Genomic DNA, 14767 nt, shown 5'->3' on the forward strand with positions numbered 1-14767 from the left:
GTAGCACCTAAGAAGCCGACGGCTTGGATGAGCTGGATTGGCGCTTACGCGCTTGGGCTTGCACCGCTTGCCAGCGGCTTTCGAACGTCGCATCTAGTTCGCCTTGGGCGCTGGTGACTCGGCATCCACCGCGGGCCAACTGGTCATCGGGTTGCAGCTTCCAGTTGGCGGCTTCCAGTTCGGCGCCAAGGTGCTCTGCGACAAGCGCATGGTCGTCGGGGTTTAGCCATAGCCGCTGCTGGCCGACCAGCGGCGGTTCGGTATGCAGAAGCTCGCGTACCAGGGTCAGGATACGCTCTGGCGTTTCGTGTAAAGCCTCGGCGGCAAGCTGCTTGCCTGTCTCCGTCGCCAGCTCTACCAAATCATGGGCGATGGTGTCGTCAATTTGCGTGAGCGCTTCGGAAAACTGTTTGGCCAGCATGCCAAGCGGGGTCAGGGTATCTTTTGTTTGCTGGACCAGTTCCTGCTGGGCCTGCTGACGCCCTTCTTCGAGTCCCTTAGCCAAGCCTTCTTCATGGCCACGGGCAAGACCCGCCTGATAACCTTCTTCTTCGGCTTGCTGACGAAGCTTGTCGTACTCGGCTTGACGTGCCTCCGCTTCGCGTTGTTGTGCCTGCTTGGCAGCTTTTTGGGCCGCGTCAATTTTGCGCTGGTACGTCGACGTACTAGTTGGCGCCTGATTGTCGCCGGGGCCGGCCGGGCGAATGAGTTCGTCCATCTGCCAGCGCCGCCATTGGTGGTGACGATCAAATTGCGGTGATTGAGACTCAGACATACTCATCATCTCCACCCGCCAGGACGACTTCACCCGAGTCAGCTAAGCGCCGCACCACTTGCAGAATCGCCTTTTGTTCCGTTTCGACCTGAGACACGCGAATCGGCCCTCGTGCTTCCATATCTTCGCGGACCAGGTCGGCTGCACGCTGCGACATATTGCGCAGGAACTTGTCCACCAGGGCATCTTGTGCACCTTTGAGGGCCACCACCAACGAGTTGGTTTCGACTTCCTGCAGGACCATCTGAATAGCGCGGTTGTCCAGGTCGAGCAGGTTCTCGAACAAGAACATTTCGTCGATAATTTTTTGTGCCAAATCTTCGCTATGCGAACGTACAGTTTCGATGGCGGTTTCTTCTTGAGACGAATTCATCAAGTTGAGAATTTCTGCTGCTGTTCTTACACCACCCATTTTGCTGCGTTTGAGGTTTTGCCCATCCAGCATGCTGGATAGCACCTCGGTCAATTCCTGCAGGGCGGCGGGTTGAACGCCGCTGAAGGTCGCGATACGCAAGACGACGTCGTTGCGCTGTTTTTCCTCAAAGAGCTCAAGCACATCGGCCGCTTGATGGCGATCCAAATGGACCAAAATGGTGGCAATGATCTGTGGGTGCTCATCGCGAATGAGTTCGGCCACCATCGAAGCTTCCATGAGATTCAGCGTATCAATACCCGTGGATTCCCCGGTGGTTTCCAGGATATCTTCAATTAGGCTGGACGCACGTTCGCTGCCTAACGCTTTGGTGAGCACCGAGCGAATATGGTCGCTTGAGTTCAGGTTAAGGGCGACAAACTCTTCGGTTTCTTTATGGAACGCTTCGAGGACTGCCTTCATGTCTTCATGGGAGACTTGTTGAAGGCGTGTCATTTCCATGCTGATTGCTTGGACTTCCGAGGCGTTCATGTATTTAAACACTTCAGCGGCGCTATCTTCGTCCAGCGCGAGTAACAGGATGGCGCTCTTGCGAGCCCCTCCCATATTGGCCATTGCACTACTCATTGTTATTCATCCAGCTGCGCACAATCATCGCCACCATGCGGGGGTCCTCTTGGGCCATTTCACGCAGGTCGTTGAGGTTGTGCTCGTACAGTGATGTCTTGCGTCGACGTTTTGGCTTTTGATACGTCTCGTCATTGGCTGTGCTGTCGTCGTCTTCAGCTATGTCGTCATCATCATCACCGACCCGTGCCTGAAGCGCTGTGCCAGACGCGGCGGTCGCCATGACAGGTGATTCGGTGTAGCGCTTGATGAGCGGCCGTAGAATCAGCAGGTAAAGCAGCAGAGCGGCAAGCGCTACGAGTAGGTAGCGGCCGAGCTGTCCGGCGAGCTCCAGGGTGCCTTGGCGCTGCCACCACTCAGGCGCATCGCTCGTATCTTCTTCGATATCGGCAAATGGCGTATTCACTACATCGATTGCATCGCCACGCCCATCTGAGAAGCCCATCGACTGGCGCACCAAACGCTCAATCTGCTGAACTTCCTCATTCGAAAGAGGAACCTGTTCTGTCTCACCTTCGTCATTTGTGGTTTCACGGTAGTTCACTACCACCGCCGCTGTCAGGCGCTCGACGCGACCGAGGCGGTGCTGGATATGTTCAATGCTTCGATCAACCTCGTAGTTGACGACATCGTCTTGCTGAAGATTGCGGAGTGCCTCGTCAGGAGTCTCTTCGCCGTCTGCATCCTCGCCCTCTTCGTCGGGCTGATTGATGGGCGACGGCGCGACCCCCGGGGGAGTGTTACTAAGTGCGCCGGGGATGCCGGTGCCTAGCGGATCCTCCCCATCAAGAGAAAGGCTTAATTGACGGCTGCGCACGGCCGCTTCGTTGGGCGGTTGATTAGGCCCATAGCGTTCTGAGGTTTCTTCCCGCTGGGAGAAGTCCACCTGCGCGGCTACCTGGGCACGCACGTTTTCCTCGCCCAGGATCGGCGCCAGGATATGCTCAATGCGCCGTTGATAAGAACTTTCAACTTCGGCCAAGTATTCCAGTTGGCTACCGTCAAGATCGTTATTGCCTCCGCTGTCTGCCGACAGTAAGCGGCCATTCTGGTCGACCACCGACACGTCTTCGGGAGACAGTTCAGGAACACTGCTCGATACCATGTGAACAATGGCACTAACCTGGCCATCGCCAAGTACGCGGCCCGGTAGCAATGTCAGCACCACCGAGGCTTTAGCGGGCTCCCGGTCACGGATAAAAACCGATGGTTTGGCCATCGATAAGTGAACGCGCACGCCCTCGACAGGTCCCAATGATTCAATCGAGCGGCTAAGCTCACCCTCTAAGCCGCGTTGATAATTGACTTGTTCGGCAAATTGGCTAACCCCGAAGGCTTGGTTGTCCATGAGCTCAAGGCCCACGTTGCCGCCTTGCGGTAGCCCTTGTTCGGCAAGATAGAGGCGCAGGGGATGCACTTGGTCGCTCGGCACCATTAAGGCTTGGCCGTTTTCACTGAAACGGTAGGGCACGCCTCGGCCGTCGAGTTCCGTGATGATACGGCCGCCATCGGCCTCATCAAGGTTGTTATACAGGACGCGATAATCAGGGCTGCTGGCCCACATCATCAGGGCAGCCACCACCGCAATCGATGCAGCCCCGGCAATCAATAACGCGACAATAGGGTTGCCGCGCAACTGCGAAAGCACGCGTTCAGCAAATGGAGTTTTCGTATTATCACCGCCTGCGCTGCCACGCGTGGAGGTGTTCGTCTGACGGCCTGCCGTTGCACCCGCTTCGCTCATGAATCCCTCCATTGGGACAAGCAAAACAAGTTCCGGCCCAGGCGCATCACCAAAGAAGGCATAGGCTATATCCGTCGATCGCGGTTATCCGCCGAAAAGATGAGGCGAAATTATGATGAACGCTATTATCCGGTGGCTGGGCAAGCCTAAAGGAACGAAAAGCTTGGCTTTTTGTGCGTAATTGTCCGTATGAGCTTTGTCATACTAGTGCTAGGCTTCACCCATTCAGCCATTTTACTGATTGAGGCGTACACATGAGCACTCCTGCAATACAGGCAACGCTGCAGCAAATGCAGGGGTTAGCCAGCCAAGCGGCAAACCAGCCAATGCAAAGTGGCGCACTTACTCAGTCGGCAGGCCATGGCAGTTTTGGTGGTGAGTTGCAGGCGTCCATTCAGCGAATCAATCAGCTAAAGCTGGATGCAAATAACAAAGCGATGGCCTTTCAGGCGGGAGACCCTGATGTCGAATTAGGCGACGTCATGGTCGATATGCAGAAGGCGAGCGTTGCTTCTCAAATGGGGTTACAGGTGCGCAATCGGCTAGTGTCCGCTTACCGTGATGTTATGAATATGCAGGTGTAACCCTATAACGCAATCTTTGCGCAACGCCCTTTGTTTCCTGGATTCTGTGTCAGTGGTTCAAACCTCTAGAGAGACAAACTTGCCGCGCATATCCTGTAGCTGTTCGGCAATGCGGATGACTTCCTCTGCGGGAATCTGGCGAATAACATCACCTGAGTTGCGGTCAACGACACGAGTAATGACCCTTGATGAGTTCTCGCTGATTTCAAACTCTATCCCACGCTCTCGCATAACCTCGTTGATGCGTTGGACCGGTTCTACGAGCTCCCCCGCGGTGGGTGTACTCTGTTGAGCCTCACTGAGTTGGCTTCCGGGCGCGGGCAGATTCTCTAGTACTTCGTCAAGACGCTGGCGCGGCGACAGCGTGTTTAGCTGAGCTGTTTGGACGCGGTTAATGGCATCAATGTTAGATGAGTTCATCGTGCGTATTCCCCTATTTTTAATGTTTGCCTTTGACTGCTAGCGCCCCGCAAGTGAGTGCCGCTGGCAGTTGGCTTTTTTGGAACTACGTTTTTAGTGCGATTTACAGGTATCTACGCTAAAGATATCGGCGCAGAGATCGATAACTTTAGGATATTGATCGTTATGCTGTTGGGTAAGTTAACTTTGCCGCCCTGCTTAGCATAGACGATATACGCAACGTCGCACGAAAGCGTGGTGAAGCATCCTAGTTGCTCTCGGCTTCTGGTATTCTGCATCGCTTTGCGCATAACACGCTGATGCAATGGGGAAGGTGAGGAGAGCATGGTGGCCCACGAAGAAGAATACGAACGAGTCGCGAACCCTGTCGCGGTAGCATCGTTGCTGGATACGTTGGTGGAAGGCGGCGGTACGTCGCTATGCTTGGAGGGCGGTGAAGGGCGACCAGAGCCCATTGTGCTGATGGAGCAGCACCCTGACCAGGCGCTAGTGCTGGATCTTTCCTCGGTGGACTATCTGCTTGGTCAGCTTCAGGGCGGCGCGTCTTTTTACCTGACTGGCGAGGCGCAGGGTAAAATGTTGCGCACGCCGATGCTCTCGCTAACCGAAACCCGCCGCTCTGGCGGGCGTTTTTTATGCTGCAGTGGCTACCCGGCGTATCTGGATGTGCTCCAGCGACGTGAGGTCTTTCGTGCCGAGTTGCGCATAGGCATGCCGGTGGTCGCTATGGTCAGTGTGCCTGGCCAAGACGCTATCCAAGGTGAGCTGCGAGACTTGTCTCAGCGTGGCTGCCAGCTTGAGTTGCCGATGACTGCCAGTGGGGTTTTGGCCACAACGGAAGTGCCTTTGACGCTCTCCTTTGAATTTCCCGATGGCACACACTTTGAAATCCAAGCCTCTGCACGCCACCGGCGTCCCGACCCTGAGCGCAACCTGCTGCGGGTGGGCTTTCATTTTGGTGCGTGTAGCCCCGAGCAGGAGCGTCAGATCTGGTACTTCGTGTGTGAAATCGAGCGTGAGTCGTCGCGCTATGCAAAAGAGCATCAGGATGAGCGCCAGCCCTCACCGCTGTTTACCTCCCCCGCGGGTCGAGCGAATGCCAGTGAGCATATCGGGCGACGCGACCTGAAGCGCTACGCCACTCCAACGGCGCGGCGACTGGTTAAAATTGCTGCGTTTTTGGATGGACAGATGCTGGCGCTGCAACAAGGCAGCGACATTGATTCGCGCCAACTCTCCCTTTACGCCGACCGATTGATGGATCTACATGAGGAGGACCGTGAAGCGCTGCTTTTTGCTTCTCGATGCTTGTCGCCTGAGCCGTTACTGGTTCGTCACGGCATATCAGTGGCGGCCCATCTGCTGGATTTAGTGGGCGCCAGTATGCCGCGTGATCTTCGTAAGGCGGTGGTTGCCAGTGGCTTAGTACACGATTTAGGCAAAGCGTTGGTGCCGCAGGTGTTATTTAAAGCCGCGAATTTCGAGGCAACGCATCGGCAAGCGTTAAGCGAGCACGTTCCGCTTTTATTGGAGCGACTGGAGAGCTGTCAATGGCTATCTTCCAGCATCGCATCTGCCGTAGTGGGTGGCATCAATGAGCGCATGGACGGCAGCGGCTATCCAAATGGTGTTACTGGCGAATCGTTAAATGAGCTGGCCAAAGCCAGCGCGATTGTAGATGTCGTGGAAGCCTTGCGGCGTGACCGCAGCGACCGCCCCGCTAAAACCGCACAGCAAATTTATCGCCACTTGTTAAGCCATCCCCATCAGTTCGATCCGCGCTGGATCAAACGCTATATCGAGCACTTTAAAGCCTTGCCGGTGGGCGCCTTGGTGCGCTTCTCCAATGAGCAGTTGGCGTGGGTGTTGCGCGTTGATGAGCGGGGCAGCCCAACTGAGGTTTGTATGGCGATGTCAGCGAGTGCGCCAATGCGGGATAATTTAGGCAAGACAATACGCGGCAATGTCGTTGAGAAGCTGGGTCGGCCGGTGAGTGAAGTTGCGGTGTCGACCTAGTGGTCATCTCGGCTGAAAGGCTCACATAACGCGCACTTGGCGAAGAAAACGCGCTAAAGCATTAAAGTCGTTAAGGCGCTCGCCGATAACTATTACAGGCAGGCAATCGCAGTGATTTGTCTGCTGGTAACTTGCTTTGTGGCTAACCGCATTGGCTAGCCACGCGATTAGGAGTATCACGTATGACGTACTCGCGCGGTGCTGCCGCCTATGGCCGGGGAGCCAACGCTTACGCAAGGGTTGGCGTTGAAAGCGGCGTGATGTCAGCTGATCCGCATCAGCTCATCGTTATGCTATTTGATGGGGCGCAAGCGGCTATTCGAGCGGCACGTATCCATATGCAATCGGCTAATACAGCTGAAAAAGGGCGCTCTATTTCAAAAGCGCTCGATATTGTTAATAACGGTTTGGCCGCTGCTCTTGATAGAGAGCAAGGCGGTGATATTGCTGAACAGCTGTCCTCTTTATACAGCTACATCGCACGCCTGTTATTGAAAGCTAATTTGCGCAATGACGAGGCGAGTTTGGACGAAGCCGAGCGTCTGCTTGAGGATATTGCCTCTGCGTGGCGTGAAATTGGCCAACGGCAATCTGCATGAGGCACTAATGGCGGCTTCAACCACGGCACACGATAACGCTCAACAGACGCTCCTTGATACCTATGCGGCGCTGCTTGATAGCGTCATGCATATGCATCAGCTGGCTGATAAAGACCAGTGGGCAGAGCTGATTGATCAGCGCACCCACTACGTCCTTCTGGTCGAAAAGCTGCGTGAGCTGGACGCATCGGTGACGCTCGACGCTGCCGCACAACAACACAAAGCGGAGCTACTGGAAGCGATTCTGGAGCAGGACGTTGAAATCCGCCGACAGTTGATTGCACGCCGTGACGAATTAGGGCGACTAATCAATGTGTCTCAACGGCAGCGTAGCTTGCACCGCGCCTACGCCCCTCAGCAGGGCAGGGGCAGTGTGCCTGGCGATGATGACCAGATGTCGAGGTCGTCGTGAGCACCATTAATCCGTTGATCGATACCCTGCTCCATCAAGTGTTGGGGCGGCGGGGCGATGTGTCGAATCAACGGTTAATGGATCAGCCGATAAAGCCCATTGCGCCAGGAGAAGGCCCTCGTGCCTTGATGGGGGATGCACGGCTAGACGGTCGAGACCCTGCCTCTGCGGCGCTACGTGATACGGCGCTGCGTGATCTGAGGGGCCTGCCACCCCAGCTAGACGGTGGACGATTACCCCAGCGAGGCGACGCCCAAGCATTGCCTCCCGGCTCGACCCAGACGCATTTTAGCCCAGCGGCACGCAGTATTGCCGATGTATTGCTGCGCTTTCCTGCTCCTCCCACCGTCATGCGCGCAGAGGCGCCATTGATGAATGCCGCCGAGCCGGCGTCGTCAGCACAGCTGGCGAGTCGGCTTGAGGCCAGCGTGCGCGACAGCGGACTATTTTATGAGGCGCACCTCAAACGTTGGTTTCAAGGGGATACCAGTCGTCAGCAACTGCTTAGAGAGCCGCAGATGCAATCTGGTCCGCGGGCCTCGGTTCCCACGCCTTTGGTCTCCACAGCGTTGGGCATGGGCGTTACGCCTCAAGGGCCGGGCAGCGGGCTGGGAGGGCAAGGCGTAGTGCCCAGCGGTACCGCGCCACTGCTGGTGGCATCGCCGAGCAGTGCGACCATTTTACCTAATACCCCTTTAATACCCGCCGCAAGTGAGTCTGCGGCGGCGCGAGTGCCAGCGGCCAATGCGCAACCTGCGACCCCGCCACCCTCAGCAGGACCCGCGTTACTTAACGCCGCCGAGGTCGCCACGAATGCCAAAGAAGCACAGCAAGCGAGCATTGATGCGCGTCTAGCTCGCGACACGCTTGATATCATGCCCAACCGGCAGCCTCGCGAGGTGGTCCATGAAAGCTTACAAAGCCTGGTGCGTCAGCAGCTGGAAATGCTGGTAACGCCGACGATTCGTTGGGAAGGCGACGTATGGACGGGTATTTTTATGGCGCTGGTGATTAATCTGCCAGCCCGCGGGCAATCCCAGGAAGGCGAGGAAGAGCAGGAGGCCGCTGAAGATAGCTGGCAGTCCGATATGCAGCTTGATGTGCCCGGTTTCGGCGCCTTCAGCGTATCGCTACGGCTTTATCGGGGCGCATTGAGCATTGACCTAACCGCCACTGAAGCGCAGGTGCATCAGCGTTTGGAGGCGGGTTTGCCCTCACTGGAAGCGCGCTTGGAGGCGTTAGATCTCCGTAAGGTGCAGGTGCGTGCGCGTTACGTCGAGGAGGTGTCGGATGTCATCGGATGAATCTCGACGCCAGGCGGTGGCCTTGGCCTATCAAGACCATGATCGTGCGCCCCGGGTAGTTGCCAAAGGCTATGGTGAGTTGGCCGAACGGATTATGGCTGAGGCGCAGCGGCAGGGTATTTATGTGCATGATGCGCCTGAACTTGTGGGGCTGTTGATGCAGTTGGATTTAGATGCGGAAATTCCCGCTAATCTTTATCAAGTTATTGCCGAACTATTGGTATGGGTATTTGAGTTATCGGAGGCTGGGCTTACTAAGCGTGAAAGCGCTGAGTAGCCAATACAAACGTTGTATGCAACCATGACTTTGGGGTAGTACAAAGTCATCCAGGGCGCTCGTACAACAGTAATGAAAGCGCCTGTGTCGTTCGATAGGCCACTATGAGTCAAACCAGCTTTCTCGATGAAATACAGGAAATAAATTTAGCGTATTTGCTGCTTGCACAACGCTTGTTAACTGAAGACCGTGAAGCCGCTATGTTCCGCCTCAAAGTCGACGGCGAAGTGGCGGACCTGATCGTATCGCTCAATGCACGGCAGCTGACGAAGCTGGCGCGGACCAACCAGTTGATCTGCCGGTTCGGTCAGGCCAGCGTCGAGCGACTGCAACAGGTGACAGACAACCCGCGTGATCAAGGTCTCGCAAGTCTGCACACATCGCTGCTACTGGCTGGAGAGGGGTATGAGTCGATGCCGCCGGAGGACAGCACGTGAGTCAAAAAAGCTTAGTAGACGAAATGCACCAGGTGCAGCTCGCTATTGAGCTGATTGAACTGGGGGCAAGGCTGCAGGTGCTGGAGACTGAAACGGAGCTCAGTCGCACTCGCCTGATCAAACTGTACAAAGAAGTAAGAGGGATGTCGCCACCAAAAGGCATGCTGCCGTTTTCGACCGATTGGTTTATTACGTGGCTGCCTAACATTCACTCTTCGTTGTTTTACAACATGTACTTAAGCCTCGTGAAAGTGGCTGGCTGCGAGCGAATTGACGCCTTTGTGAAGGCTTATAGGTTGTACGGCGAGCAGATTGATGTTGATGGCGTCGAGCCGGTTTTAGGTTTGACCCGCGCGTGGACACTGGTGCGGTTTTTTGAGAGCGACCTGCTTCAACTGACGCCCTGTACCCGCTGCGGCGGGCATTTTGTCGCCCACGCCCACAGCCCGTTACACGATTATGTGTGCGGTATTTGCCAGCCACCTTCCCGGGCAGGCAAAACGCGGCAAATGTGTAAGCCAGCGTCGAAAGCGACGTGATTTTTTGACGCAACGGTGCGTGGTTGGTTCCGTTACAGACCATTGAAATAGTGAAGGACACTGCTTGTGCTGATCCTCTTAGGTTACATCGTTGTATTGCTTTCGGTATTCGGTGGCTATGTGCTGGCGGGCGGCAGTATGGGGCCGCTGTTTCAGCCGCTGGAGCTGTTGATGATTGGTGGTGCCGGCATAGGGGCATTTCTTGCTGCTAACAACGGTAAAGCGATCAAGGCCACCTTCAAAATCATGCCGAAGCTGAAGCGCACCAAAAAGTACAACAAAAACATGTATATGGAGTTGATGGCGCTGCAGTACAAGCTACTTTCCAAAATTCGTCGTGAGGGCATGCTGGGGATCGAACGGGATATTGATAACCCGCAGGAAAGCCCGCTATTTCAAGAGCACCCCACGGTGTTGGCTGACCCACATATCATGGACTTTTTAACCGACTACCTGCGCCTAATGGTCAGCGGTGGCATGGAGCCCATGGAAATTGACGAGTTGATGCTCCACGAAATTGAGGCGTTTGAGCAGGAAGCCCATATCCCTATTGATGCCATCGCCAAAGTCGGCGATGCGATGCCCGCCTTTGGTATCGTGGCGGCGGTGATGGGAGTGGTGAAAGCATTGACCTACGCTGATGCTGGCCCAGAGCAAATGGGGGAAATGATTGCCCACGCGCTGGTGGGGACATTTTTAGGCATTTTATTGGGTTACGGCTTTATCAACCCCGTAGCCAGCACTATTGATCGGCAGGCGAAAGAAGCTGAAAAAATGCTCCAGTGTATTCGTGTCACGCTGTTGGCAAGCCTCCACGGCTATGCACCCCAACTGGCCGTGGAGTTTGGCCGGAAGGCGCTTCATAGCACGGAGCGGCCCACCTTTAACGAGTTAGAAGACTACGTACGCGACGCGAAAAAGGCTGGTAGTGCATGAGTGCGGCGGGAGATAAGCGCCCGATAATTATTCGGCGCAAAAAAGTCGTGCATGCCCATCACGGTGGCGCATGGAAAATTGCCCTTGCCGACTTTATGACCGCGCTCATGGCGTTGTTTCTGGTGCTGTGGATACTCAGTGTTTCCAGCGACGAAGAGCGCCAGGGTGTCGCTGAGTACTTCAGTACGCCGCTGACGACCGCGATTACCGGCGGAGATCGCTCGGGCAGCACGAGTGCTATTCCTGGTGGCGGGCCTGACCCGACGCATAGCGATGGTGAGCGCGCACGTATTGATTTAATGCAGGCGACGCGCCCGAGTCAGCAAGAGCGGCGTTTTTTCATGGAGGTACAGGAACGCATTGAGCGCGCCATTGAACTCGACCCTGAGCTACGTCAGTTGCGTTCACAGCTGCGTTTCGACCTGACGCGCGAGGGTCTGCGTATCCAGGTTCTGGATACCGAACAGCGTCCAATGTTCGAGTTGGGCAGTGACCAAGTGGCCCCCTACATGCGCAACCTTTTACGGACCATTGCGCCGCTGCTCAATGAGTTGCCCAACGACCTGAGTATCGGTGGTCACACGGATAACGTGCCTTATGCCGGGGGCTATCGTGGGTATAGCAACTGGGAGCTGTCGAACGACCGAGCCAACGCCTCCCGCCGCGAGTTGGTCGCGGGAGGGCTTGATCCAGATCAACTGTTGCGCGTTTCCGGCTATGCCGATCGGGTACTGCTGCCCGACACTGAGCCCGACGATCCGATTAACCGTCGCATTGAGCTGATCGTGTTATTACCCGAAATTGCCGAGGCCATCCGTAATCCGGTGGTAATGGAGACCGATGTTTCCACGGTGCTATCAGAAACTGCGGAAGACGGCGGCGGCATACCCGATGATGCTCCACCCGCAGAAAATCCGGAACAAGTGATAGACCCGGAACAAGCGCTAGACATAGAACAACCAGACTTAGAACAAGAGGCAACGAGTGCCGAATGACGCTGCGCTCGTGCTAATACTTTGACGTGAAGGTAGGGGATGGTGCATGGATATAGCTGATTTTTTTGACACCTTTTTTGAAGAAGCTGAAGAGCTGCTGGCGGACATGGAGCAGCATCTGCTGGAGCTGGATGTTGATAATCCGGATAGCGAGCAGCTCAACGCCATTTTCCGTGCCGCACATTCGATCAAAGGGGGCGCAGGCACCTTCGGGTTCAGCGTGCTTCAGAAGACAACGCATATCCTCGAAAACCTCCTGGATTACGCGCGTAAAGGGGAGCTAGCGCTGCGGGCTGACCTCGTTGATACATTTTTAGAGGCCAAAGATATCATGCACGAGCAACTCAATGCCTACCGCAACGAGGAAGAGCCTGATCAAGAGACGTACGAGCGGATTTGTCAGACGCTTCAGCAAATCGCCCTGGAAGAGATTGGCCAGCAGTTGGATGCGCCTGCCGAAACAGCGCCGCTGACGAGCACGCCCGCGCCTGCTGAGACGGCCTCCGTCGAGGAAGAAGCGGCAGGCACTTCCTCCGAAGGCCAACTGAAGGTTGCGCTGATTAACGTCGACGAAAAAGACCGGGTTCTGCTCGTCGAAGAGCTCGAGCAGCTGGGCGATATCCAATCCCAGTCGGGAGACGACAAACGCTACGAGGTCATTCTCAACGGGAGCGTGAGCGCTGACGATATTGAAGCGGTGATGTGCTTTATTATCGAGCCCAACCAGATCGACATTCAGCCGATTACCGCCAGCGCGGCAAGCCCACAAGCGCCCGCAGCGTCAGCAACCCCGCTGGCTGAACAGAAAACCCCAGCTGCACCCGCAGAAACCAAGACACCGGCGCCTGCCAAAGCGGCTGGGGGCGATGAACCGGCTAAGGGCAAAGCCAAGAAAGCCGCTGCAGAGACGTCGTCCATTCGTGTATCGGTGGATAAGGTCGACCAGATTATCAACTTAGTCGGCGAGTTGATCATTACCCAGTCGATGCTTGACCAAACGGTGAGCGATTTGGATGACCAGTCGGTCGGCAATAGCTCGCTGCAAAACGGCATGAGCCTGCTACAGCGCAATGCCCGTGACCTGCAGGAATCGGTCATGTCGATCCGCATGATCCCCATGGAATTTGTATTTAGCCGTTTCCCCCGCGTCGTGCGGGATACTGCTGGCAAGCTGGGCAAAGAAATTGAGCTTATCACTGAAGGCAAATCCACTGAGCTGGATAAAAGCTTGGTAGAGCGGATTACCGACCCGCTAACACACTTAGTGCGCAACAGCCTCGACCACGGCATTGAAATGCCTGATGTGCGTGAGTCGATCGGCAAGCCGCGCACCGGCAAATTGACCCTGTCCGCCCGCCATCAGGGCGGCAATATCCTGATTGAAGTGCGTGATGACGGAGCAGGGTTAGACCGTGATCGCTTGCTCGCCAAGGCTAAAGAAAATGGTCTGAACGTCTCCGATACGATGTCGGACGAAGAGGTCTTTCAGCTAATCTTCGCGCCAGGTTTCTCCACCGCCAAAGAAGTCACCGACGTGTCGGGACGCGGCGTGGGCATGGACGTGGTCAAGCGTAACATCCAGGGTATGGGCGGGCGCGTTGAGATCCAGTCCAAAAAAGGTGAAGGCACCATTACCAGCATCGTGCTGCCGCTGACACTGGCGATTCTGGACGGCATGTCGATCAAGGTGGGCAGCGAAACCTTCATACTGCCGCTTTCCACCGTGCTGGAATCGCTGCAGCCCAGCAAGGATGACATGTATGCCATGGCGGGCGACGATGTGGTCCTCAAGGTGCGCGACGAGTACCTGCCGGTGATCGCGATTCACGAAGTGCTGGACGTTGAAAACGCCATTACCGATCCAACCAAAAGTATTGCGGTGATTGTGCAGGGCGAAGGTCGCCGCTACGCCATGTTGGTGGACGAACTGATTGGCCAGCAGCAGGTAGTGGTCAAAAATCTTGAAGACAACTACCGCAAGGTGCCCGGTATCTCGGCGGCGACAATTCTCGGCGACGGCAGCGTGGCACTTATTTTGGATATTTCCGGCCTGCATCGGCTAAGTCGGGCAAAAAAAGAGGCTGGCAAACCAGCCAATACTCAAACAATGTCTTTTTACAAGGAGTCTGAACCGTCATGAGCCAAGCAAACAACGGGGCAGTCCACGCGACTGAAGCAGATAATCGTGAATTTTTGGTGTTCTCGTTAGGCGACGAAGAGTACGCCATCGATATCTTGAAAGTTCAGGAAATTCGCGGCTACGAAAACGTAACACGCATCGCCAACGCGCCGGACTTTATCAAAGGGGTCACCAACTTACGTGGCGTGATTGTGCCGATCGTCGATCTGCGCATCAAATTCCACCTCGATAATGTTGAGTACGGTGGTCAAACCGTGGTGATCGTTGTCAATGTCGCGGATCGCGTCGTGGGTATCGTGGTGGACGGCGTGTCTGACGTGATGACGCTAACGCCCGATCAAATCAAACCTGCGCCTGAATTTGGTGTCACGCTATCTTCTGACTTCCTGAGCGGACTCGGCAGCCTGGAAGATCGCATGTTGGTGATCGTCGATATCGACAAGCTGCTGACGAGCGAAGAGATGGCTCTGGTAGACGGCGCGAGCCACCAGTAAGACTAACGGTTGGCGGCACAGGGAGACGTGCTTGATTATTCGGTCGGCCACTCAGCCGTAAAGGAAACAGGTGAGTAGCTGATAGCGAGGAGATC

Annotated in this window: 16 protein-coding genes; 12 read left to right on the plus strand and 4 right to left on the minus strand. The window is 55.6% G+C overall.

Translation table 11 applies throughout. From position 1 onward, the window contains the following. Positions 1-7: 7 nt before the first annotated feature. The 3 genes from CPH17_RS13130 to fliF are packed head-to-tail and all read right to left on the minus strand — an operon-like array spanning position 8 to position 3519. Entirely contained in the window at positions 8-775 is a 768-nt protein-coding gene (locus CPH17_RS13130) for a flagellar assembly protein FliH (protein WP_074397964.1), read from the minus strand. Then, on the minus strand, positions 768-1775 hold the full coding sequence (fliG, locus tag CPH17_RS13135) for a flagellar motor switch protein FliG (RefSeq protein WP_074397963.1): 1008 nt from the start codon (positions 1773-1775) through the stop codon (positions 768-770). Before fliG ends, CPH17_RS13130 begins: the two co-directional genes overlap by 8 nt. Next, on the minus strand, positions 1768-3519 hold the full coding sequence (gene fliF / locus CPH17_RS13140) for a flagellar basal-body MS-ring/collar protein FliF (protein ID WP_074397961.1): 1752 nt from the start codon (positions 3517-3519) through the stop codon (positions 1768-1770). Before fliF ends, fliG begins: the two co-directional genes overlap by 8 nt. 254 nt (positions 3520-3773) lie before the next feature. Between fliF and fliE the strand changes: the two genes are divergently transcribed. Continuing rightward, positions 3774-4103, plus strand: a complete 330-nt coding sequence (gene fliE, locus CPH17_RS13145; RefSeq protein WP_074397960.1) for a flagellar hook-basal body complex protein FliE — start codon at positions 3774-3776, stop codon at positions 4101-4103. A 57-nt stretch (positions 4104-4160) separates the two neighbouring features. Here fliE and CPH17_RS13150 read toward each other — a convergent pair whose 3' ends face one another. Continuing rightward, the gene (locus CPH17_RS13150; protein ID WP_074397958.1) at positions 4161-4523 is read right to left on the minus strand and encodes a flagellar protein FlaG; all 363 of its coding nucleotides are present in this window, start codon (positions 4521-4523) and stop codon (positions 4161-4163) included. A 324-nt stretch (positions 4524-4847) separates the two neighbouring features. Here CPH17_RS13150 and CPH17_RS13155 point away from each other — a divergent pair, with 324 nt between their 5' ends. The 11 genes from CPH17_RS13155 (at position 4848) to cheW (ending at position 14672) form a co-directional block, all read left to right on the plus strand. After that, positions 4848-6539 carry an HD domain-containing phosphohydrolase gene (locus tag CPH17_RS13155; RefSeq protein WP_096299823.1) on the plus strand — a complete coding sequence of 564 codons (1692 nt, stop codon included), beginning with the start codon at positions 4848-4850 and terminating at the stop codon, positions 6537-6539. 182 nt (positions 6540-6721) lie between these two features. Beyond that, positions 6722-7138 carry a flagellar export chaperone FliS gene (gene fliS, locus CPH17_RS13160; RefSeq protein WP_096299825.1) on the plus strand — a complete coding sequence of 139 codons (417 nt, stop codon included), beginning with the start codon at positions 6722-6724 and terminating at the stop codon, positions 7136-7138. 7 nt (positions 7139-7145) lie between these two features. After that, positions 7146-7550: a flagellar protein FliT gene (gene fliT, locus CPH17_RS13165; protein WP_096299827.1), complete on the plus strand. Its 405-nt coding sequence runs from the start codon at positions 7146-7148 to the stop codon at positions 7548-7550. Continuing rightward, positions 7547-8854: a flagellar hook-length control protein FliK gene (fliK, locus tag CPH17_RS13170; protein ID WP_096299829.1), complete on the plus strand. Its 1308-nt coding sequence runs from the start codon at positions 7547-7549 to the stop codon at positions 8852-8854. Before fliT ends, fliK begins: the two co-directional genes overlap by 4 nt. Next, positions 8841-9131, plus strand: coding sequence for an EscU/YscU/HrcU family type III secretion system export apparatus switch protein (locus CPH17_RS13175; protein ID WP_074397950.1), 291 nt, complete (start codon positions 8841-8843; stop codon positions 9129-9131). Before fliK ends, CPH17_RS13175 begins: the two co-directional genes overlap by 14 nt. Before the next feature lie 104 nt (positions 9132-9235). Next, positions 9236-9568, plus strand: a complete 333-nt coding sequence (gene flhD / locus CPH17_RS13180) for a flagellar transcriptional regulator FlhD (protein WP_074397948.1) — start codon at positions 9236-9238, stop codon at positions 9566-9568. Further along, positions 9565-10107: a flagellar transcriptional regulator FlhC gene (gene flhC / locus CPH17_RS13185; protein ID WP_074397946.1), complete on the plus strand. Its 543-nt coding sequence runs from the start codon at positions 9565-9567 to the stop codon at positions 10105-10107. The genes flhD and flhC overlap by 4 nt, the downstream gene beginning before the upstream one ends. Before the next feature lie 66 nt (positions 10108-10173). Beyond that, positions 10174-11043, plus strand: a complete 870-nt coding sequence (motA, locus tag CPH17_RS13190; protein ID WP_074397944.1) for a flagellar motor stator protein MotA — start codon at positions 10174-10176, stop codon at positions 11041-11043. Further along, complete coding sequence (gene motB, locus CPH17_RS13195; protein ID WP_096299832.1) at positions 11040-12038, plus strand: flagellar motor protein MotB; 999 nt, start codon at positions 11040-11042, stop codon at positions 12036-12038. The genes motA and motB overlap by 4 nt, the downstream gene beginning before the upstream one ends. Positions 12039-12084: 46 nt before the next feature. Then, positions 12085-14178, plus strand: coding sequence for a chemotaxis protein CheA (gene cheA, locus CPH17_RS13200; protein WP_096299834.1), 2094 nt, complete (start codon positions 12085-12087; stop codon positions 14176-14178). Beyond that, complete coding sequence (gene cheW / locus CPH17_RS13205; RefSeq protein WP_074397941.1) at positions 14175-14672, plus strand: chemotaxis protein CheW; 498 nt, start codon at positions 14175-14177, stop codon at positions 14670-14672. Before cheA ends, cheW begins: the two co-directional genes overlap by 4 nt. Positions 14673-14767: the final 95 nt, after the last annotated feature.

This window comes from Halomonas sp. hl-4 (assembly GCF_900215475.1).
Classification (GTDB): domain Bacteria; phylum Pseudomonadota; class Gammaproteobacteria; order Pseudomonadales; family Halomonadaceae; genus Vreelandella.

What these genes read in the sequence shown, in the direction of transcription:
- CPH17_RS13130 (WP_074397964.1), bottom strand. Translation starts at nt 775, where the DNA reads ATGTCTGAGTCTCAATCACCGCAATTTGATCGTCACCACCAATGGCGG.
- fliG (WP_074397963.1), bottom strand. Translation starts at nt 1,775, where the DNA reads ATGAGTAGTGCAATGGCCAATATGGGAGGGGCTCGCAAGAGCGCCATC.
- fliF (WP_074397961.1), bottom strand. Translation starts at nt 3,519, where the DNA reads ATGAGCGAAGCGGGTGCAACGGCAGGCCGTCAGACGAACACCTCCACG.
- fliE (WP_074397960.1), top strand. Translation starts at nt 3,774, where the DNA reads ATGAGCACTCCTGCAATACAGGCAACGCTGCAGCAAATGCAGGGGTTA.
- CPH17_RS13150 (WP_074397958.1), bottom strand. Translation starts at nt 4,523, where the DNA reads ATGAACTCATCTAACATTGATGCCATTAACCGCGTCCAAACAGCTCAG.
- CPH17_RS13155 (WP_096299823.1), top strand. Translation starts at nt 4,848, where the DNA reads ATGGTGGCCCACGAAGAAGAATACGAACGAGTCGCGAACCCTGTCGCG.
- fliS (WP_096299825.1), top strand. Translation starts at nt 6,722, where the DNA reads ATGACGTACTCGCGCGGTGCTGCCGCCTATGGCCGGGGAGCCAACGCT.
- fliT (WP_096299827.1), top strand. Translation starts at nt 7,146, where the DNA reads ATGGCGGCTTCAACCACGGCACACGATAACGCTCAACAGACGCTCCTT.
- CPH17_RS13175 (WP_074397950.1), top strand. Translation starts at nt 8,841, where the DNA reads ATGTCATCGGATGAATCTCGACGCCAGGCGGTGGCCTTGGCCTATCAA.
- flhD (WP_074397948.1), top strand. Translation starts at nt 9,236, where the DNA reads ATGAGTCAAACCAGCTTTCTCGATGAAATACAGGAAATAAATTTAGCG.
- motB (WP_096299832.1), top strand. Translation starts at nt 11,040, where the DNA reads ATGAGTGCGGCGGGAGATAAGCGCCCGATAATTATTCGGCGCAAAAAA.
- cheA (WP_096299834.1), top strand. Translation starts at nt 12,085, where the DNA reads ATGGATATAGCTGATTTTTTTGACACCTTTTTTGAAGAAGCTGAAGAG.
- cheW (WP_074397941.1), top strand. Translation starts at nt 14,175, where the DNA reads ATGAGCCAAGCAAACAACGGGGCAGTCCACGCGACTGAAGCAGATAAT.